Annotated in this window: 19 protein-coding genes, 1 rRNA gene and 1 pseudogene; 13 read left to right on the forward strand and 8 right to left on the reverse strand. The window is 68.7% G+C overall.

Annotation, left to right across the window (positions count from 1 at the left end; all coding sequences use genetic code 11):
- The first annotated feature begins 194 nt into the window (after positions 1-194).
- The 3 genes from rrf to RM704_RS26175 all read left to right on the forward strand — a co-directional run bounded on the left by rrf (position 195) and on the right by RM704_RS26175 (position 1,486).
- Positions 195-311: ribosomal RNA gene (gene rrf, locus RM704_RS26165) — 5S ribosomal RNA — on the forward strand.
- Between the two features lie 149 nt (positions 312-460).
- Positions 461-1,030: a GNAT family N-acetyltransferase gene (locus RM704_RS26170; protein ID WP_052145796.1), complete on the forward strand. Its 570-nt coding sequence runs from the start codon at positions 461-463 to the stop codon at positions 1,028-1,030.
- Positions 1,031-1,066: 36 nt separating this feature from the next.
- Positions 1,067-1,486, forward strand: a complete 420-nt coding sequence (locus RM704_RS26175) for a cupin domain-containing protein (protein WP_052145800.1) — start codon at positions 1,067-1,069, stop codon at positions 1,484-1,486.
- 6 nt (positions 1,487-1,492) lie between these two features.
- Here the strand turns inward: RM704_RS26175 and RM704_RS26180 are convergent, their stop codons facing one another.
- The 6 genes from RM704_RS26180 to RM704_RS26205 all read right to left on the reverse strand — a co-directional run bounded on the left by RM704_RS26180 (position 1,493) and on the right by RM704_RS26205 (position 9,023).
- On the reverse strand, positions 1,493-3,196 hold the full coding sequence (locus RM704_RS26180) for a type IV secretory system conjugative DNA transfer family protein (protein ID WP_033525048.1): 1,704 nt from the start codon (positions 3,194-3,196) through the stop codon (positions 1,493-1,495).
- An 89-nt stretch (positions 3,197-3,285) separates the two neighbouring features.
- Entirely contained in the window at positions 3,286-4,719 is a 1,434-nt protein-coding gene (locus RM704_RS26185) for an ATP-binding protein (protein ID WP_033525049.1), read from the reverse strand.
- Between the two features lie 54 nt (positions 4,720-4,773).
- Positions 4,774-6,333, reverse strand: a complete 1,560-nt coding sequence (locus RM704_RS26190) for an SCO6880 family protein (protein WP_033525050.1) — start codon at positions 6,331-6,333, stop codon at positions 4,774-4,776.
- A complete protein-coding gene (locus RM704_RS26195; protein ID WP_033525051.1) occupies positions 6,330-7,655 on the reverse strand; it encodes an energy-coupling factor transporter transmembrane component T family protein in 1,326 nt (441 codons plus the stop codon). The genes RM704_RS26190 and RM704_RS26195 overlap by 4 nt, the downstream gene beginning before the upstream one ends.
- Positions 7,645-8,511 carry a DUF8175 domain-containg protein gene (locus RM704_RS26200; protein ID WP_033525052.1) on the reverse strand — a complete coding sequence of 289 codons (867 nt, stop codon included), beginning with the start codon at positions 8,509-8,511 and terminating at the stop codon, positions 7,645-7,647. Before RM704_RS26200 ends, RM704_RS26195 begins: the two co-directional genes overlap by 11 nt.
- 203 nt (positions 8,512-8,714) lie before the next feature.
- A complete protein-coding gene (locus tag RM704_RS26205) occupies positions 8,715-9,023 on the reverse strand; it encodes a DUF8827 family protein (RefSeq protein ID WP_033525053.1) in 309 nt (102 codons plus the stop codon).
- A 666-nt stretch (positions 9,024-9,689) separates the two neighbouring features.
- Between RM704_RS26205 and RM704_RS26210 the strand changes: the two genes are divergently transcribed.
- The 7 genes from RM704_RS26210 to RM704_RS26240 all read left to right on the forward strand — a co-directional run bounded on the left by RM704_RS26210 (position 9,690) and on the right by RM704_RS26240 (position 16,866).
- Positions 9,690-12,251 (forward strand): hypothetical protein, encoded by a 2,562-nt coding sequence (locus RM704_RS26210; protein WP_033525054.1) that lies wholly within the window; start codon positions 9,690-9,692, stop codon positions 12,249-12,251.
- Positions 12,251-13,114: an immunity 49 family protein gene (locus RM704_RS26215; RefSeq protein ID WP_033525055.1), complete on the forward strand. Its 864-nt coding sequence runs from the start codon at positions 12,251-12,253 to the stop codon at positions 13,112-13,114. The genes RM704_RS26210 and RM704_RS26215 overlap by 1 nt, the downstream gene beginning before the upstream one ends.
- A gap of 155 nt (positions 13,115-13,269) precedes the next feature.
- Positions 13,270-14,133, forward strand: a complete 864-nt coding sequence (locus RM704_RS26220; RefSeq protein ID WP_033525056.1) for an immunity 49 family protein — start codon at positions 13,270-13,272, stop codon at positions 14,131-14,133.
- Between the two features lie 97 nt (positions 14,134-14,230).
- The gene (locus tag RM704_RS26225; protein ID WP_311591310.1) at positions 14,231-14,761 is read left to right on the forward strand and encodes a S1 RNA-binding domain-containing protein; all 531 of its coding nucleotides are present in this window, start codon (positions 14,231-14,233) and stop codon (positions 14,759-14,761) included.
- 292 nt (positions 14,762-15,053) lie between these two features.
- The gene (locus RM704_RS26230; RefSeq protein WP_157856638.1) at positions 15,054-15,701 is read left to right on the forward strand and encodes a hypothetical protein; all 648 of its coding nucleotides are present in this window, start codon (positions 15,054-15,056) and stop codon (positions 15,699-15,701) included.
- Positions 15,702-15,765: 64 nt separating this feature from the next.
- Complete coding sequence (locus RM704_RS26235) at positions 15,766-16,377, forward strand: DUF7691 family protein (RefSeq protein ID WP_033525057.1); 612 nt, start codon at positions 15,766-15,768, stop codon at positions 16,375-16,377.
- A gap of 36 nt (positions 16,378-16,413) precedes the next feature.
- Positions 16,414-16,866, forward strand: a complete 453-nt coding sequence (locus tag RM704_RS26240; protein WP_033525058.1) for a hypothetical protein — start codon at positions 16,414-16,416, stop codon at positions 16,864-16,866.
- A gap of 46 nt (positions 16,867-16,912) precedes the next feature.
- Here RM704_RS26240 and RM704_RS26245 read toward each other — a convergent pair whose 3' ends face one another.
- On the reverse strand, positions 16,913-17,191 hold the full coding sequence (locus RM704_RS26245; RefSeq protein WP_033525059.1) for a hypothetical protein: 279 nt from the start codon (positions 17,189-17,191) through the stop codon (positions 16,913-16,915).
- Positions 17,184-17,459, reverse strand: coding sequence for a hypothetical protein (locus RM704_RS26250; RefSeq protein WP_192829549.1), 276 nt, complete (start codon positions 17,457-17,459; stop codon positions 17,184-17,186). Before RM704_RS26250 ends, RM704_RS26245 begins: the two co-directional genes overlap by 8 nt.
- 151 nt (positions 17,460-17,610) lie before the next feature.
- On the opposite strand from RM704_RS26250, the pseudogene RM704_RS26255 reads away from it, so the two are divergent.
- The 3 genes and pseudogenes from RM704_RS26255 to RM704_RS26265 all read left to right on the forward strand — a co-directional run.
- Positions 17,611-17,952: pseudogene (locus tag RM704_RS26255) on the forward strand (ATP-binding protein); the annotation flags it as partial.
- A gap of 66 nt (positions 17,953-18,018) precedes the next feature.
- A complete protein-coding gene (locus RM704_RS26260; RefSeq protein ID WP_033525062.1) occupies positions 18,019-19,026 on the forward strand; it encodes a C40 family peptidase in 1,008 nt (335 codons plus the stop codon).
- 235 nt (positions 19,027-19,261) lie between these two features.
- Positions 19,262-19,984: a phosphatase PAP2 family protein gene (locus RM704_RS26265; RefSeq protein ID WP_033525063.1), complete on the forward strand. Its 723-nt coding sequence runs from the start codon at positions 19,262-19,264 to the stop codon at positions 19,982-19,984.
- Positions 19,985-20,024: the final 40 nt, after the last annotated feature.

The following is a 20,024-nucleotide window of genomic DNA, read 5'->3' on the forward strand; positions in this document are numbered from 1 at the left end:
TTGATGGGGTAAGGCTCCCAGTAGACGACTGGGTTGATAGGCCAGATATGGAAGCCTGGTAACGGGTGGAGTTGACTGGTACTAATAGGCCGAGGGCTTGTCCTCAGTTGCTCGCGTCCACTGTGTTGGTTCTGAAACCACGAACAACCCCATGCCATGGTCACGGTGTGGTGCGGTTGAGTGTTTCATAGTGTTTCGGTGGTCATAGCGTGAGGGAAACGCCCGGTTACATTCCGAACCCGGAAGCTAAGCCTTACAGCGCCGATGGTACTGCAGGGGGGACCCTGTGGGAGAGTAGGACGCCGCCGAACAATTCTTGAGAAAGCCCCTGCCGGGTGACCGGCAGGGGCTTTCTGCGTTTCCGGGGCAGTCTTTCAGGGCGCCGGCGGGGGTCGGGGCGGACTGACCGGGGTCGCAAATATGGTGAAGGGTGTAGTGCCCCGGTACTACCGTGGCTTGCATGAAGCTGCCTGCGCGTGCTGAGAGCCCCGCTCTGCCACAGGGGTACCGGATCCGGTCCGTCCGTGCCCAGGAATGGCGCGAGGTGCGGGAGTTGAGGCTGGCCGCGCTGCGGGATCCGGTGGCCCATCTCGCGTTTCTGGAGACGTACGAAGAGGCTGCGGCGCGGCCGGACGGGTTCTGGAAGGAGCGGGCGGAGGGAGCCGCGGAGGGGGCCCGGGAGCGGCGGCAGTTCGTGGTGGAGGGCGAGGGCGGCGAGTGGGTCGGGACGGTTACCGTGCTCGTGGAAGAGGCCGGGACGCGGGACTTCTTCGGCGGGATCGTCGAGCGGCGGCAGGCGCATCTGGTGGGCGTGTTCCTGCGGGACGGGCACCGGGGGAAGGGCGTGGCCGAGGCGATGTTCGCCGCCGCGGTGGGCTGGGCGCGGGGCGCCGGGGTCGAGCGGGTGCGGTTGTTCGTGAATGAGGGGAACGGGCGGGCCGCGGCGTTCTACCGGCGGGTCGGGTTCGTGGGCAGCGGGGTGTCCGTCGAGGGGGACGAGGGGCGGGAGTTGGAGTACGTGCTGGCGTAGGAGGGGGTGCTGAGCGTGGGTGTTACGTTCGGCGGCATGGACGACAGCGTGTATGTGGGCAATGCGGGCAAGGACGCGGCGCTGGACCGGGGTTGGTTGCTCGGGCACTTCAAGGCGGAGGGGGATCCGCGGCGGAGTGAGGCGGTGGAGATCAAGTGGGGTGTGCATCCGCAGGGGGACACGCGCGCCCAGTGGGTCCGGGGTGAGGAACGGACTGCTCTGCAGGTGCTGATCAGCGGCCGTTTCCGCGTCGAGTTCCCCGGTCGTAGCGTCGTGCTGGAGCGGCAGGGCGACTATGTCGTCTGGGGGCGTGGGGTGGACCACTCCTGGGTCGCGGAGGAGGAGTCGGTGGTGCTGACCGTGCGGTGGCCGTCCGTGGCCGGGTACGCGGTGCCGGAATCGGGCACGGACTCGAATTCGGATGTGGGCACGGGCACGGACGGGGATGCTTCCTGACTGTCGTTAGGGCAGCGGGAGTTCGGCGTTCGGCCAGCGGGATCTGGCCTGTTCGCGGGAGCGGAGGAGGGCCAGCGTGGGGAGGCCCTGGTCGGCCCCGCCGGTCAGCAGGGCGGGGAGCTGGGGCAGTGGGGCCACGGCCGCCACGTCGTCCAGGACCAGGGTGAGTGGTGGGTCGAGGCGGCCGGAGGATGACCGTTCGGCCATGCGCCGGCCGCGCTCGACCACGCTTGAGGCGAGGGCCGTCAGGAGAGGCATCGCGGAGGGGTTCGCCTTGGGGTCCTCGATGGGGTCGCCGACCACATAGAGCGTTCCCCCCTCGTGTACGAAGGAATCCAGCGCCAGGGAGTCGGCTCGGTTCGGGGCGCAGGCCTCCCGGACGTTGACCGTGGAGAGGGCGGAGAGGGCACGGGCCGTCAGCTGCTGGGCGATGTCCCGGCGTTCGGGGTGCGAGGTGAGGGCCGACTCCAGTTCGCCCGCCGCGCCGGGGGCTGCCTTCGGGTTCGTCCGCAGGGTGCGGACCGCTTCCTGGACGTTGCTGCCCTGGGCCCAGCGGTGCAGATGGCGGATGGTGCGGGTGTCTATGGCGGCGGCGTGGAGGTAGCTGCGCAAGAGGGTCTCCGCGGTGTCCGCCACCGCCTGGTCGATCCTGGCGGTGGGGCGGATGGGCGCGAGGAGGGCTACGGCCCTGGCCAGCGCCGTCGGCTTGTCCTCGCAGCCGGCGATGGGCGACCAGTGGAGGCGGGCCGGGGTGTCGCAGCGGTGCGCGGGGTCGTAGAGGAGCACCGGGCCCAGCTTCGCGCGGGCGTCCTTCGTGTCCGACCAGAGCGTGGGGTCGGAGGTGACGACGAGGGCCGGTCCTTCGGCGTCCCGTACGGCCTGCGCGGCGACCGGACGCCGGGACTCGGCGGGGCCGAGGACGACCGTGGGGGCCGGGTTCGCCCAGCCGGCGTCGGTGGGTGTGGTGCTGCCGGTTGTGGTGGTCAGGGGGGTGGTGTGTGCGCCGGTCGGGGCCGTGAGGGACGCGGCCGCCGGGGCGGGGGACGCGCTGTGACGTGGTTCGGGGACCGACGTGGAGGGGGCCGGGTGTGGGGCCGGGAATCCGGCGGGCGGAGCGAGGCCGCCGCCGCTGGGGCTGGTGGTCCGGCCGGTGGCCTGGCCGGAGGTGTGCGGCGGGGCGGGGGCGTGGACGGGTGTGCTGGTGGGCGGAACCTCGTGCTGGGCATGGTCTGCGGTGTACGGCTGGGCAGGGGGTGCCTGCTCCACGGGGACGACGGTCGGGTCCGGGTGCTGGACCGGTGTCCCTGTCGTCGGTCCGCCCTGCCTCTGGACTCGTGCCGCCTTCTCCCTCGCTCGTACGGCTCGCCAGCGGGCCAGGGTGCCCATCGTGAAGACGGCCAGGACGAGGAGGACCATGAGCTGGCTGATGAAGAGGCCCCAGAAGAGGCCGTAGCCGGAGAGCTGGGCGGCGGGGGTGTCCGGCCAGGCGGCGGGCAGGTCCTGGGGGGCGGAGACCAGGCTGCGTACGGCCAGCGGTGTGCGGGTGAAGGTGACGGCGTCGGGCCAGGCGCCGTGGGCGAAGAGGCCGGCCAGGCCGGTGGCCGACCAGACCAGCAGGGTCAGGCTCACCAGGAAGCCGAGGAGGGCGATCAGCAGCCCGTCGGGGATGCCGCCTCCGCCCTGCTGGGGGCGCCTGTCGTCCGGTCTCATCGCTCGCCGCCGCTCACGCCGTTTCCTCCGCGCCGTTCACGCCGTTCCCCGCCCTGCCCCTGCTCGTTCCGGCTCATCGCTGGTTCCGCTCAAGCCACCGTCGACTCGGAGGAGCCGTACCCGTCGACCTCGCTCAGTTGCTGTTCGACGAACGCGGCGGCCCGTTCCTCCGCCTCCAGCTCGGCGGCGTGCAGGGCGTCGTCGTCCAGCAGGTGGTCGACGGAGGATTCGGTCATCGCGCGGTCGGTGAAGACGAGGGGGCGTTCGGTCTCGGTGATGAGGTGTTTGACCACCTGCACGTTGCCGTTGACGTCCCAGACGGCGATACCTGGGGTGAGGGTGGGGATGATCTCCACCGCCCAGCGGGGCAGGCCCAGGACGCGGCCCGTGGCCCGGGCCTCGTCCGCTTTCTGGGCGTAGATCGTTCTGGTGGACGCCATCTTCAGGATGGCCGCGGCCTCCTTGGCCGCCGCGCCGTCGATGACGTCCGACAGGTGGTGGACGACCGCGACGAAGGACAGACCGAGTCGGCGGCCGAACTTCAGCAGGCGCTGGAAGAGCTGGGCGACGAAGGGGCTGTTGATGATGTGCCAGGCCTCCTCGACCAGGAAGATGCGCTTCTTCCGGTCGGGGCGGATCCAGGTGTGCTCCAGCCACACGCCGACGATCGCCATGAGGATGGGCATGGCGATGGAGTTGCGGTCGATGTGGGACAGGTCGAAGACGATGAGGGGCGCGTCGAGGTCGATGCCGACGGTGGTGGGGCCGTCGAACATGCCGCGCAGGTCACCGTCGACCAGGCGGTCCAGGACCAGCGCGACGTCCAGGCCCCAGGCCCGTACGTCGTCTATGGCGACGTTCATCGCCTCGGCGGACTCCGGCTCGGGGTGGCGGAGCTGCTCGACGATGTCGGTGAGGACCGGCTGTCGTTCGACGATCGTCTCGTTGACGTAGGCGTGCGCGACCTTGAGGGCGAAGCCGGAGCGTTCGTCCAGGCCGTGGCCCATCGCGACCTCGATGATCGTCCGGAGCAGCGCGAGCTGGCCCGTCGTGGTGATCGAGGGGTCGAGAGGGTTGAGGCGGATGCCCATGTCGAGGGCGGCGGTCGGGTCCAGGCGGATGGGAGTTATACCCAGCTCTTCCGCGATGAGGTTCCATTCGCCGACGCCGTCCTCGCCCTGGGCGTCGAGCACGACGACCTGGCGGTCGCGGAAGCGCAGCTGCCGCAGGACGTACGTCTTCTCCAGGGCCGACTTGCCGTTGCCGGACTCGCCGAGGACGAGCCAGTGCGGGGCGGGGAGCTGCTGGCCGTAGAGCTGGAAGGGGTCGTAGATGTAGCCCTTCCCGGAGTAGACCTCGCGGCCGATGATCACGCCGGAGTCGCCGAGGCCGGGGGCGGCGGTCGGGAGGTAGACGGCCTGGGCCTGTCCGGTGGAGGTGCGGACCGGGAGGCGGGTCGTCTCGACCTTGCCGAAGAGGAAGGACGTGAAGGCGTCGGTGAGGGCGGAGATCGGGTCCCTCATCAGCGCTTCACCTCCAGGTGCGGATGGATCGGATGGTCCCGCATCGCGATGGCCCTACCTTCGGATTCCGGTGGCGAACGGGAGCGTGTTGACGAAGGCCCGGTGGTGCTCGCGGTCGCACCACTCCAGCTTGAGGTACGACTTGCCGGCCGAGGCCCTTATCGTCCGCTTGTCGCGGGCCAGTGCCTCCGGAGAGCGGGAGGAGACGGTGATGTACCCGACGAGGTTGACGCCGGCGGCGCCGCTCGCGAGGTCCTCGCCGCGCTGGTCGAGGCGGGAGTGGGAGGCCACGTCACGCGGGTCGACGGTGCGGTTCATCTTGGCGGCGCGGGACGCCTCCGCCTCGTCGTTGGTCTTCTCGGTCAGCATGCGTTCGATGGCGACCTCGGTGGGTTCGAGGTCCATCGTGACGGCGACGGTGCGGATGACGTCCGGGGTGTGGACCAGGAGGGGCGCCAGGAAGTTGACGCCGACCGGGGTCATCGGCCACTCCTTCACCCAGGCCGTGGCGTGGCACCAGGGGGCGCGGGTGGAGGACTCGCGGGTCTTGGCCTGGAGGTAGTCCGGCTCCATCGCGTCCAGTTCGGCCGGCCAGGCGTTGCGCTTGGTCATGGCCTGGATGTGGTCGATGGGGTGGTCCGGGTCGTACATGGAGTGGATGAGGGAGGCGAGGCGGCCCTGGCCCAGCGGCTGCCGTACGCGGATGTCGGCCTCCTGGAGGCGCGAGCAGATGTCCGTGAGCTCGCGGGCCATGACGACGGCGAGGCCGGCGTCCTTGTCCAGCTTGCGGCCGTGCGGGCGGGCGGCGCGGGCCATGGCCTGGCCCTCGGCGGCCAGTTCGCGGGTGTAGTGCATACAGGCGACGAGGTACGCGCGGTGCTGCTCGCTGCTGGTGGAGACCATGGACTGCAGCTGGTCGTACGACTGCTGCAGCCAGCCGGGGGCGCGGTCGTCGCCGCGCTGGGCGACGTCCTTGGCGTGGGCGTCCGGGTCGGCCGGGAGCGTGCGGGCGAGCATCTGGAGGCGGGTGACGAAGCCGTCGCCGTTGGCCACGTGCTTGAGGAGGGTGCCGAAGCGGTCGACGAGGGCTTCCTGGTCCTCGGAGTCGCGCAGGCCGACGCCGGGGCCCTCGATCTCGATGGCGGCGGTGACGGTCCGGCGGTCGGCGTGCAGCAGTACGGCGATCTCGTCGGGGCCGAAGGGCGCGGCGAGCCAGGTGATGCGGCCGATGCCGGGCGGGGGGCCGACCTCGACCTCACGGCCGTCGAGGCGGGTGCCGGCCTCCATGTTGGCGGAACGGTACGTGGTGCCCTTGCGCAGGCTGCGCTTGTAACTGCGGTTGATCTCGAACCACTTGTAGAAGGTCCGCCGCTTGTACGGCACGTACACCGCGGCCAGCGCCAGCATCGGGAAGCCCGTCAGCAGGGCGATGCGCGGGACGAGCACCGGGACGAGGAGGCCGCACATCATGCCGAGGAACGCGCCCGCGATGATCAACGCGATCTCGCCGGACTCGCGGTTCCGGCCGATGATCGCGTTCGGCCGGGCGCGGCCGATCAGATAGGTACGGCGGGGCGCGATCGGATGGGACAGGTGGTGGGACTCGGTCGTCAACGCCCTTCACCTCCGGTGCGGTTGCTGTTGCGGGTGTTGCCGGCGTGGGGGGTGTTGACCGGGCTCGTGCGGGGCGGGGGTGCGGCGGAGGGGACAGTTCCGCCGCTTCCGCTCGCGCTGCGCGAGCTGTGGGCGGCCACGCCGCCGGATGCGGGGTTGGACGGGCGGGGGGTGCTGCTTCCGCCGCCCGAGCCGTTGTTGTCGGCCCGGGTGCTGTGGGTCTTGATGCCCTGGGCGACGAGGGTGGCGGGGGAGCTGATCACGGCGGCGGCCTTGCCTTCGGCGCCGCGCATGATGCGGTTGTTGCGGGAGTTGGCGATCTCGTCGCCGAAGCCCGGGACGAAGCGGTAGATCATCGCCGAGGCGAAGATGGCGAGCAGGATGATGGCGAGGCCGGAGACGACGGCGGCGAGGGAGTCGGGACCGCCCTCGGTGGTCAGGGCGCCGGCGAGGCCGAGCACGATGACGATGACGGGCTTGACCAGGATGATCGCGATCATGATGCCCGCCCAGCGGCGGACGTGGCCCCACAGGTCCTTGTCGACGAGGCCGGCGTAGACGACGACGCCGAGGAGGGCGCCGACGTAGAGGAGGACGGCCCTCAGGTACAGCTCCAGGTACAGCACGCCGGCGGCGACGATGGAGACCAGCGACACCAGGATCAGCATGATGGGGCCGCCGCCGATGTCGTTGCCCTTCTTCAGGGCCTCGGAGAACGTGCCGAAGAAGGTGTCCGTCTGGTTGCCGGTGGTCTTGGCGATGATGTCGCTGACGCCGTCGGTGGCGGAGACGATGGTGTAGAGGATCAGGGGCGTGAAGGCCGACGCGAGCACGGTCAGCCACAGGAAGCCGATGGCCTCCGAGATCGCCGTCGTGAAGGGCACGCCGCGGACGGCCCGCTTGGTGACGGCGAGGAGCCACAGCACGAGCGTGAGGATCGCCGAGGCCGCGAAGACGACCGCGTAGTGCTTCAGGAACGTCATGTTCGTGAAGTCGACGTCGGCGGTCTCGTTGACGGCTTCGGAGAGCTTGTCGACGGTCCAGGAGGCGGCGTCCGCGCAGCCTTGGGCTAGGGAGGAGAGGGGGTCGAGGGTGGTGGTTACGTCGTTGGGGAGGGTGGTGGTGTCGCCTTTTTCGCCGGCGCCTCGTTCGCAGTAGTCCTTGGCGGGGCCGACGATGAGGTCGCATCGGTCGTCAGAGGGCGAGGGTGACGGCGACGGAGTGGGCGCTGCCGCCGCTTTGGTAGCCAGCAGGACGGCGGCGGTCTGTACGGCGGTGAGGACCGCGGCGACGCTGAGTACGCGGTGTGGCCTACCGGGCATAGGTGAACCCTCCGTACTCCTCGACGGCCTTCGAGATCTCGTCGGCTGTCGAGACCTTGTTGTCGCCGTTGACCGGCGCGGGGCCTTCCCTCTGGGCGAAGCTGTCGACCTTCCAGTCGCCGTCCTCCCAGCGCAGTTGGAGGGTCATGGTGAACCAGTCGCTGGTGACGGGGCTGGTGGTGTCCTCCGACGCCATGCCGAACACGCCGGTGCACCAGACTTCGACGGTGGCGTTGTTGTCCGAGTAACTCGTGGACTTGGTACCGACAGGCATCGTGCGGGACACGTACGTGCTGCCGGTCGGGGCGTTGCCGTCCTCGTCCAAGCCGACATTCGCCAGGAAGTCCCGGTCGTATGTCTTGTTCATGCTCTCTTCCAGGCTCGCGACCTTGTCGGCCACGAAGACCTGTTGAACGATCTCACTTCTCCGGACAGGCTTGAGGATGTCGGCCGAGACCAGCACCACGGAGTAGTTGGCCGCCGCCGATTCGGCGCCCTGCTGGTCGTGGGCGAAGCCGGAGGGGATGTCGCCGGTCTTCGTCGTCACCGGTCGTTCCCCCGAAGCCGCGGTCGGCGCCGTTTCCGCTTTGTCGCCTCCTGAGCCCGCATCCGTGTCGGAGCCTCCACCCCCCCGGTTCGCGAAGGCGATCGCGGCGATGAGGAGGACGACGACTCCGACGATGGTGACGAGGCTTCTGGAGGAGGAGCGGGGGCGGCGGGGGGCGCCGCCGTAGGGGTCGTCGCCGCCCTCGGGGAGGCGGGTACGGGTCTGGCCGGTGCCGGCGTACCCCCCGTACGCCCCTTCGTCCCCGGAGCGCGCGGGCTCGCGGTAGCCGTGCTCGTCGCCGAGACTCATGCCGCGGTCGCCCCTTCAACTTCGACGTCGTACCGAAAGGCGTAGCAGTACGACGGTAGCCGCGCTGGTTCCCGCGCGGGCGCGGTGTGGAGACTCGACATCAGGGAAACGCAACCTCAGCCGGTGGGCACGACGGACGGGTGGGGTGGGAGGGGAACCGGGCGAGGCCGGTGGCCCGGCCGGGGCTGGTGCCGGCGGCCGGGCTACACGGCCATGCCGTACACGATGGTGAAGAGCGTGCCCAGTGAGCCGATGATGAAGACGCCGGTGAGGCCGGCGATGATGAGGCCCTTGCCCTGTTCGGCGCTGAAGGTGTCGCGCAGGGCGGTCGCGCCGATGCGCTGTTTGGCCGCACCCCAGATCGCGATGCCGAGGCAGAGGAGGATGGCGACCGCCATCACGACCTCGATCATCACGCGTGCCTCGTTGCCCAGGTCGCCGAAAGGCCCCCAGTCAGGGGCGATTCCGCCGATGATGGTGGTGATGTCGCCCTTGTCGGCCGCAACGAACATGTAAGTCACCGCCCCTAGTGGGTAGTTCTGTTGTCTCTGCTTGTCGTGCGACGCGTACGCCTCGACGTCCGCTTCGCACGCCTCCGCGCGGGTGCGCAGAGGTCGGGCCCATTCTCGCCGACAATGACGCTGTCGTATGTCGACTTGGCGTCATTGATTGGCGGGTTTCGTACGGATCCCTTGCCGCCGAGCCGCGCGGGACCCTAACGGGGGGCGCGGAACGGTAAACGAAGGGTCGTATCGTCACTCTGTGTATCACGGCAGGTCACGCCGGGCAATGAGGATCAAGCGGAACCTGTGGTGTGGTTCCGTCGTTATTCCCCTTCTGTGGCCTCAGAGGGCCGGCCCTGACCCGCTTCTGACGGGATGTCGGCCCTGCCTCGCCATTGTCCCGGTGCTGTTCCGGCGCTGTTCTCCCGCTGCTGTTTCGTTGCTCCGTCGATCCGGGGTTCTCCGTGGGTTCGAGTGTGCCTGATCCGGACGTAAGGGTCGCGTGTGGGGCCCGGATGCCCGCCGGGGGGCGAGCTTTGGCCAGAAGTGCATGGGATCGCGATCGCAACTTTGGTACAAATGATCGACTGGGTGGCTTTGTGTCCAAGCGTCAGACGTGCGGGCCGGGTGCCGAGTTGAGGGAACGAATCTGCGAGGGCGTCCACGGGGGTAGGCGTGAGCGAGGACAGGCCCGTTGTCTCGGCCGAGATACCGGAGTTCACGGGAAATCTGGAGCAACTGGAGACGGACGCCGGGGACATCGCGTTCGACGGGATGGCGATCGGTGCCGCGGGTCTGCTGATCGACGCCAACTTCAACCTGCTGGAACCTTTCTACAAGGCCCCGGAGGCCGACCAGCTCTTCGCGACGACGGCGCCGGTCGCGGCGGCCGGCCACGACCTGCAGACCGAGCTGGACACGGTCTCCAAGGCGCTGCTCGACTACGCGGCGGAGGTCCGGCCCCTGGTCGACCGGCTCAACTCGCTCCGCGAGGAGGCGGCGGCGTTCGAACGGCGCGTCGCGGACGACGACGACTGGGTCGCGGACGGCGACCTCATCGACGAGAACACGGCCCGCCGCAACGCGGTGAACGCGGCCTGGACCGCCTTCCAGGCCGCCGAGCGGGCCTGCTACAACAAGATCGTCGCGCTGATCGGCGGCGAGCCGCTCGCCGTCGGCGACGGGTCGGACAAAGAGAACACGTACGGCTACCGCGCCGAGGACCTGAACAACGCCGGCGGTCTGCCGTGGGGGGACGTCGTCGAGGAGTCCAACCCCTGGTACTACTTCCACGAGCACGCCTGGGACTTCACGGTCGGCTTCGTCGTGGACGGTGTGTGGGGCACGATCAAGGGCCTCGGCACCCTGGTCGGCTTCAACGGCTGGGACGCGGCGGGCCAGGCCTGGGTCGGCCTCGGCAAGCTCGCGACCGGCATCCTGATCACGGGAACGCCGCTCGGTGCCGCGTACTGGCTGACCCCGGCCGACAAGCTCCCTTCCTGGCTGCGCGACTCCCGTACGGCGGTCGTGGAGACCGGGAAGGCGCTGATCGCGTACGACGAGTGGGGGAAGAACCCGTCGCGGGCGGCGGGAGCGGTGACGTTCAACGTCCTGACGACCGTTTTCACGGGTGGGGCGGGAGGGGCGGTCGCGGCGACCGGTAAGGCCGGTGCGATCGCGAAGGCCATCTCCTTCGCCGGCAAGGCGGGGCGGATCGTCGACCCGATGACGTACATCGCGAAGGGCATCGGCGGGACGGCCGTCAAGATCAGTGACGTCATGGCCGGGCTGCGGGGGATCACGAACGGCACGCACATCAGGCTGGGCGAAGGCACGTATCAGATAGCCGATCCCCCGAACATCGCCGATGACCTCCCGGCCGGCTTCACCCCCGAGAACTCCGTCCGCATGACGACCCCCGAGGGCGAGGTCGTCTACCTCGACACCACGACGCTGGTCGTGCACAACGCGGACGGGACGGTACGGGAGTCCCTGGACGCCATCCGGCACGAGCGGACGGCGGAGCAGCGGGCGGACCAGCGGGCCGGGGAGGCCGGGGGGCGAGGGGAGCGTACGCCGGGGACGGCGGATGTACGGGAGACCACGGGCGTCGGGGCCCGTCTGGGGGACGGTGCCGGGGCCGTCGGCCGCGGAGGAGACAGCGTCACCACGGGCGGTGGGCGTAGCGGTGACGCACTGCCTCCCCGGTCAGGTGGCTCGGGCGGGTCCGACTGGCTGGACGACCTGGGGCGGTCCGGTGACGGGGCGGGTGGACTCGGTGACGAGGCGGCCGCGGGCGGCAGGTCGGACGAAGCGGCCGACGGCGCAGGCGAGCCGCGTTCGGGGCGTGTCGAACAGATGGACGCGCGTGCCGTCATGCAACGGCACGTGGACCTCGCCAACAGTGATCCGCGCTGGTTCAAAGACCATTACCGGTCCAACGGTTACCGCAGGTCCGCCTCGGCCGAGGTGTTCGGACAGCGTCTGCCCATTCTTGTCCGGGATCCGGCGGATCCCACCAAGTGGATGTCCAAGAGCGATCTGCCGCCCGCGATCCAGGCACGGTACATGGATCCCAATCCGCACCGGGCGGGGGTCCGGACGAGTGTCGAGAGCGGTGTGCTGAAACGTCTCGACGAATGGGCGGCCTCGCGTCGCGACGCCATCGTGGCCGACAAGGCGGCCGAGAACACGCTGACCGCTGCTGAGAAGGAGTACCTGAAGCACCGAACCGCCGAGGCGGAAGCGGCGATGGACGCCGCCGAGGCCGCCCACTCTCCGTTGCACGGCGACATGCTCAAGCAGAGCGAGCTGTTCGGGGAGCGGGTCGCGGAGCACCACGCCATACCGGAGCGCTATCCGGGGGCACGACGCGTGGACAACGGGGCCTTCGGCAACAACCGCTTCGATCAGATCTATGAGAAGCCGGGCGGAGGTTACGTCGTCGTCGAGGCCAAGGGGTCCACAACCGCGAAGATCGGAGAGCGGACGAGCCATCTGGGCAATCGCGTCCAGCAGGGCACCCGGGAATACTTCGAGACCATCCTCAAAGAGATGGACAAGCGGGCCGACAGGGCGAAGGACCACGCCGAGGCGGACCTCGCGAGCAAACTGCGCATTGCCCTCGCCATAGGGAAGGTCGACTACGTCCTGGTCAAGGCGGATGCCACGCCGGGCGGCAAATATGCTGGTTACGAGATGCAGCAGTTCGACATCGGCAAACCCGGGAGCAACTGATGACCGTACGTGTGCCACGGGACGACGAGCCTTCGCCTGGGGATGCGACGAACTTCATCGAGGCGGCTGACCGGCGTTTGCTCGAAGAGATAGAGGTTCTCTCAGAGCATCCCGAGATGTTCGGCCTGATCTTCAGCAGCGCCTTGAGCAAGGCGGCGCTGCACTGTCTCCACGATGCCACCGCTGACAAGTCCGAGACCTGGGAAGCTTGGGTGGCGGCGCTGCAAGTCGGCTCCGCCATGTTCGCGGCGGCCATCACGGATCAGGAGTCAGTGGAGTGCCGGATCGCGCACAAGGTGCGTACGATCCCGGCCATCGGCGCCCAGCACTTCACCGACGCGGGCAACTGGATCACCGCGTTCTGGCTGGCGGTCATCTGCCGGGACCAGGACCGCATGACGCGTCTGTCCGACGTGCCGGTCGATCTGCTGCTCGGTTCAGGGGCGGTCTACGACGAGTACATCTATGACTGGGTCGATGCTCTGCAGGCGTACTGGATGGAACGGCCGGGTCTCGGCGACAAGTTCACCGCAGCCTTTCGGGGGACCGACCCGGATCGGCTCCGGGTTGCCGACCGTGAGCTGATGCTGAAGGTCCTCTACCCGCCGCTCAACCTGTTTCTGCAGTTTCTCAAGCGGGATGAGGGACAGTTCAACACCGCCCTCGCCGAGGCACTCCGACTCCACAAGGAGTACTGGAGCGCGGACGAGGACCGCGAGCAGAGCACCGACGGCGCCGTCGCCCTCGGGCCCCTAGCCGTAGCCTGCCTCGCCTACGACGTGGGCATGCCCATCCAGGTCGAGTCCGAGTACCTGCCGAAGCATCTCCTGGAGCGGTCCTGGGTGGGCGAGTTCGAGACGTGAGCCGGTGCGGCAGGTGGCATCGAGGCCAAGAGCAGTCCGAGAAGGGTTTCGGCAGACGTACGCGTCCGGATGGAAAGCATGTCTCCCCAGAAAGCCAGAAGTACTTATCAAATTCTCCGCAGGCCATGTAGGGCCGAGGGGCAGGGGACGCTTCCGTGACCGTACACATCGCCAGGCACGGGCGGTCGGCAGGACCTGAGGCCGAGCAGTTCGCGGAGCGGGTGAACCAGCATCTGATCAAGGGGATCGACCGTCTCGAAGGGTCGGCGGCCGCGATCGATTCGATCTTCGGCACCGCTGTCATGGCGCTGCGCGCCCGGTGTGTCGTCGATCCCCGGGCCGCGGCGGTGGAGACCTGGGAAGCCGCCGTGAACGCGACGCAGTTGGGTTCGGCGCTCTTCGCCGTGACCGGCGTGAGTGAGGGAACCGTCGAGTGCCGCATCAACCACAAGCTGCGGACCCTGCCCGCGGTCGGGCCGCTGCCGACCGCCGACGCGGGCGCCTGGCTCACCGCCTTCTGGCTGGCCGTCATCTGCCGTGATCAGCAGCGCATGACGGAACTGTGCGAGATCCCCTTGGATCGGTTGCGGTCGCCGGAAGGGCAGTACGACGAGTACATCTACCACTGGGTCGACACCCTGCAGGCCTACTGGCTGAGGAGGCCGGGCCTGGTGGAGAAGCTCACCGCCACCATTCAGGCGTCGGATCCCGCCGTGGCCCGGATCGCTCCGCGTGACCTGCTGGACGGCGTGCTTTACCCGCCGATCAACTTGTTCTACACCTTCGTCCGCAGGGATGAGGAGGGCTTCGGTCCCGCGCTGGTCGACGCGCTGAAACTGCACCGGGCGTACTGGACGCGCGACGAGGAGCGGGAAGCCAAGCTCGACGGCACCGTCGCTCTCGGCCCCCTCGCCATCGCCTGCCTCGCCTTCGACGGCGAATTTCCCCTCGACGTCGAGTCCGAGTACCTCCCCAAGCATCTTCTGCAGCACGGCTGGCTGGGCGAGTTCCCGACCTGAGTCGGGGATGGGCGCGGAGGGTGGCGAGGCGGTGAGGTTGGGGGCCGAGGAGACTCCCGCTCTGTGGGCGTTTCTGGGTGGGCTTCGGGAGGGGGAGGTGCTCGGCGGGACGGTCGCGGCGGTTGAGCGGTTCGGGGTGTTCGTCGCGCTCGATGACGGGCCGGAGCATCCGTTCTTTCCGGGGGTCGGGTTCATCACCATTCCCGAACTGTCCTGGCGGCGCATCGGGGCCGCTTCAGAGGTCGTGAGGGTGGGGCAGCGGGTGACTTGTGAGTTTCTGCAGTTCGACACCTGGAACGGGGAGGCCCGACTGTCGTTGCGGGCCTTGGAACCGGATCCCTTTCAGGAGTTCGCCGACCGGGTCCAGGTGGGGCGGAGTCTGCCGGGCCGGGTCACGATGGTGGCGTCGATCGGGGCGTTCGTCGAGGTGGCCGATGGGATCGAAGGGCTGGTCCACCTCAGTGAGCTGACCGTGGAGCCCTGTGGGTCGCCGGACGAGGTCATCCGGGTGGGGGAAGAGATCACAGTCGTCGTCACGGAAGTCGACCGGGTATGGCGGAGGTTGTCGCTGTCCCGGGTGCGGGCCCTGCGCGGCCCGGGCGCCGGGACGCCGGGCCCAGTGGTGTGAGGCGGTCCTCGCCTCGGTGAACAGTTCGTGCGGGGGGACCGGGGCAGCAGGTGGGTGAAAGGGCCCTGCTGGTTCAGCTCGTAGCCGCCCACGGGCGCAAGGACCGTGGACACGCACTCGGTCGTCCGGCGGGCCGGCCGGCCCGCCGCTCCTGGATCTCGCGGACCATGCAGGCCGTCAGACAGGGACGGCCTCATCGCCCTCCGTCCCACGCCATCGCCTGCTTCGCCCACGAGCCGGCGTGGCGCCACCCCGCCAGGGGCAATTCCTAGCAACAGATACGCTGCCAGGCATGATCACCCGCCTTCGTCGTCTACCGGCGCCGCGCGCGGCCTCGGTCCTTCTCCTGCTCACCCTCGTCGGCTGCGGTTCCGGCGAGGGGACGGGTCCCGCCGACGACAAGCCCGCTTCGCGTGTCTCCTCTTCCGCTTCCTCTCAGTCCTCGCCGTCCCCCACGTCCAGCGTGAACGAGGACGGCACGGTGAAGGCGGGGACCAAGGCGAAGCTCGGGGAGCCGACTCTGCTCCGCTATGAAGGGGGGACGAAGTCGGGGCTTCTCAAGGTCACTGTCACCGGCATCGAGAAGGGCAGCAAGGCCGATGTGGCCTCGCTGGGGTTGGAGGACGACGCCAAGAAGATGACGCCGTACTACGTGCGGGCGACCATCGAGAACGCGGGCAAGAACGATCTCTCCCACGCGCCTGTCGATCCGCCGGGCGGCCTGCTCGACGACGGAACGGCCGCCCGGCAGCTCCTGGTCATCGGGACCTTCGCCGCCTGCGACTCCTACCCGAAGACCAAGAGCTTCCCGCCCGGAGCCTCGTACGAGACGTGCGCACCGGTTCTCGCCGACCCCGGCACCGAGGTCACGGGCGCGGCGTGGACGGGGCAGGGCTACCCCGACTTCCCGCCTTCGGCCGGCGTGACATGGACATCGTGAGGGCGAGTTTGCGCCCCTGGTCTCAGGCTGAGGGAGTGTCAGTGGCTGCGGCTACGTTGAGGGCATGAGTTCTTCTCTGAGTGTGTATCTGCTGGATGTGGCTGCCACCCGGGCGCTCGTCGGTTCCGGTGACCAGCAGTTGTTGGATGTCGTGCGGAGCGAGTTCGGGGACGATCTGGCGCGGGACGACGAGTGGTTCGCGTCCGAGATCGAGGACGGGGCGCCGACGGCGTACGAGGCGTTGCGGGCGGTCGTCCACGGAGGGCCGTTCGGTGAGGACAAGGAGCATGCCTTTCAGTACGGGTATGCGTACAAGCGGCTGTGTTCCCTCACGGGGTCGTTCCTGGACAACAGTTGTTTCACCCCGCACCGCGGCGACTGGCTGTCGGTGGTCGACGAGGGGTTGAGCGCGCTCGGGATCACGGCGGTGTCCGTGGAGGAGTTCGGGTACGGAGGGCTGCCGGACCCGCTGCCGTCGACGTACATGCCGGGCTGCGGTGAGTGGAAGCACGACCAGTGTCTCCGGGCGTTGGAGCAGTTCGAAGCGACGAAGGCCACGGGCGCGGAGCCGCCGCCGCTGGAGCCGGAAGTCGTGGAGGCGGTCATGCAGGTCCTTAAGTGGCTGCGGCACGCGGAGTCGCGACCCGGGTTCGGGGTGATCGGGTTCAAGTCCTGAGGACAGCGGCTTTCCCCCTCCTCATAGCCTTCCGGCATGGGTGACTACTACGAGCTTCAGCTCAGTCTCGATCTTCCTGCGTCTCTTCCGGTCGAAGATCTCACCTTGTTGCGCTGGCACTTGGGTGAGGAAGGCGACGACAGGCACGGAGACGACGGTGACGGAGGGGGGCAAGGCGCGTACGAGTACCCGCTCTTGGCCGAGCGAGGGGCGGCCTGGCGGGTCGGCGGCGCCCTGGTGGGGGAGCTGTGCGGGCGGGAGCGGGGGTGGGCTCTGACGGTGCGGCAGGAGGTGCATCCTGACCAGTTCGACGACCTGCGGCGGCTGGTGGGCTGGCTCGGAGCGCGCACCAGCACGGCAGGAGTCGTGGGGCATGTCCGCTTCTACGAGGAGTGGCTGCCGGATCTGCTGATCGTGGAGGCCGGTGTCGTGAGCCGTATGACGCCGAGTGCCGGGCTTCAGGCCGACGGGATCTTCGAGATTCTCTAGCCTGCTCGGTCTTCTGAGGGGTCGGGTGGCCGGCTGTGTCGCTCTGTCAGGCTTCCGGCTGCCGCACCGTCGGCTCGAACCCCTCGACCCCTTCCACGAAGTGGTCGAACTCGCCTGCCTGGACGCCCAGTACGAACGCGTCCCACTTCCGGCGGTTCGTCGTCACGACGGTGTCCGGGTCGCTCGTCTCGCGGATGTAGACGGGGGCTTCGGGGTCGTCCTCGCCGTTCCCCTCGCCGAAGGCGAGTTCGATCCAGGGGCCGGGGTTGGTGGCGTCGTCGGGGGCGGCGCGGATCCAGTCGAGGTCCGGGGGGACGTCAGGCACGGGTGGGTTCCTTGTCGAGTTTGAGTGCTTGGAGGAGGGCTCGGAAGGAGGAGGGCTCGGAAGGAGGAGGGCTCGGAAGGAGGAGGGGGTGGTGGTGAGGGTGGATCGCCGAGGAGTCGTCATGGCAGGCGATCGTGCGGAGGCGCTCGGCGCCGACGCCCACGCGTCCGGCCTCCGTGTTGCTGACCTGCGTCTGTCTGCTGACCAGGAGTCTCCCCGTCGGGTTGGTCCTCACGGGCCTGCCCGCCTCCTTGCTGTCGCTGGGCACCCACATGAGTGTGTAGTGAACGAGATCATAAGTAACTGGTGAAGGCGTTCACTGTTCGCCGCTACCTTGGTGCGCCGTATCCCCGTCCTGGAACTACACCTTTCGTCTCCCTCGGGACCCCCGATCCCCCGGCGTCGGCCGCGCCACCCTCCGGGTTGTGCTTGACGCCCACGGCCTCTCCGAACTCACCGCCACCGCCGAACTGCTGGCCGCCGAGCTGCTCACCAACGCTCATCGGCACACTGCGCAGGAGTACGCCCTGAGGGTGCTGGAGGTCGGCGGGAGGCTGCGCGTGGGGGTGTGGGATCGGGACTGGCGGGTGCCGGTGGGGTTCGAAGAGGACGGTCGGCCCGTCGACCTCGACGCCGAAGGTGGGCGTGGGTTGCGGCTCGTGCGTGCCTGCTCCGAGAGGCGGGGTGTGTCCGTGTTGCGCGACCTCGGCGTCTCGCGGGGTGGCAAGCTGCTGTGGGTCGACTGTGGTGCCGTTGAGTGATCATTCCCCCGGGGCCGGTGCCGCTCTACACTTGCTGGCGGTGGACTGGCGCGCGGTGAGGGGCGGTTGACGGTGCGTAAGGCGTGGATCGTGGTGATCGCTGCCGGCAGCGCCGGGCTCGCCTTCGTGATGGTGCTGGTCGTCGGGGTCTATCTGGTCGCCGGGAATCTCGCCGCCGGGATCGGGGGAAAGTCGGTCGGGCTGGCCAAGGGGGCTGTTCCCGCCGCTTATCAGGCGCTCGTGCAGAAATGGGGCAATCTGTGCGACGCCATCAATCCGGCACTGCTCGCCGCGCAGCTGTACCAGGAGAGCGGGTTCAATCCGAAGGCGCAGAGCCACGCCGCCGCGCAGGGGATCGCGCAATTCATTCCGGGGACCTGGGCCACGCACGGGTTGGACGGTGACGGGGACGGCGATCGTGACGTCTGGGACCCGAATGACGCGATTCCATCGGCCGCCTCGTACGACTGCTCCCTCGCGAAGTACGTGAAGGACGTCCCCGGCGATCCGACGGCGAACATGCTCGCTTCCTACAACGCGGGCGCCTACGCCGTGATCAAGTACGGGGGCGTTCCGCCGTACAAGGAGACCCAGAACTACGTCAAGACGATCACGACGTTGTCGGAGAGTTTCGCCGCGCCCACGAGCCGCGTCGATCCGAGTGAGCAGGCGGCCGGGGCCATCGCGTACGCGCAGAAGAAGCTCGGGACGCTGTACCTGTGGGGCGGCACCGGTACCGCTGAGCAGGGCGGACGCTTCGACTGCTCGGGGCTGACGCAGGCGGCGTACAAGAGTGTGGGGATCACCCTGCCGCGGGTCGCGAACGATCAGTACAACGCCGGGCCGCATCCGTCGCGGGACGAGTTGCTGCCCGGGGATCTCGTGTTCTTCTCCGACGACCTCACCAACTCGCGGGCCATTCGCCACGTCGGGATTTATGTGGGGGGCGGATACATGATCGACGCTCCGCGGACCGGGGCGGTCATCCGGTTCGACCCGATTGACACCCCCGACTACTTTGGTGCGACCCGGGTCACCGAAGATGGCGCGAAAGCGCTGCCTACGACGGTCTGAGGGTCCCGCAATTCTCCGTGAACCCCTGCCCTGAGCTGCGCAGACGTGTCTCTCTTCGGTAACGTCTGAGTGATCATTCAGTGGAGGGTGGAACGCATTGAAGAAGAGTGTGCGTTCCTATTTGACGTAGCCCGTTGACGCTCACGCGGAAGCACTACGCACACCACGGGGGTGGCAGAGCGCGGCGCACGTAAGGGTGCGGTCGCGAGAACGATGACGAAAGGGCCGCAGCACGATGGCTGGACTCGCCGCGCATGCCGCACTTGCCGCTGAAGCCGGATCGAACCCCGACGTCGAGCTGCTGTACGACATCAATGGTCTGGCCAAGGATGCGCCGACCTGGCTCGACCGGGTGATGGAGTTCGTGGGGGAGTACGGGCTCCTCTTCGCGATGGTGCTGCTGATCCTGTGGTGCTGGTGGGGCGTGCGGAAGCGAGGCGGGGAGGACGCCGCCTCGTCCGTGGCCGCGTTGATGTGGGCGCCGCTCGCCGCCGGGATCGCCGTGCTGGTGAACGTGCCGATACGCGGGTTCGTGGAGCGGCCCCGGCCCTTTCTCGATCATGAGGGGCTGGAGGTGCTGGTCTCCGGCAAGACCGACTACTCGTTCGTGAGCGATCACGCGACGCTGATCATGGCGATGGCGGTGGGGCTGTTCGTCGCCAACCGGAAGTTCGGGATGGTCGGGCTGGTCATCGGGCTTCTGGGTGGGTTCATCCGGGTCTACATGGGTGTGCACTACCCGACCGATGTGATCGGCGGGTTCGCGCTCGGGACCGCGGTCGCGTTGTTGCTGTCGCCGCTCGCCATGGCTCTGCTCACGCCCCTGATGAGGGCGGTGGAGCGGTCGGCTCGGGTGGGGTGGATCGTGCGGGCTCGGGGGCGTGACGGGGGGCGTGCGGTGATTCCGGGGGCGCGGGTCGAGTCGGCTTCCGCGGAGGAGCGGGATTTGGCGGCCTGAGGGTGCTGCCTGAGGGTGCTGCCTGAAGGTGCCGACTGAG

The sequence above is a fragment of the Streptomyces gottesmaniae genome (assembly GCF_031845845.1).
Taxonomy (GTDB): domain Bacteria; phylum Actinomycetota; class Actinomycetes; order Streptomycetales; family Streptomycetaceae; genus Streptomyces; species Streptomyces akebiae.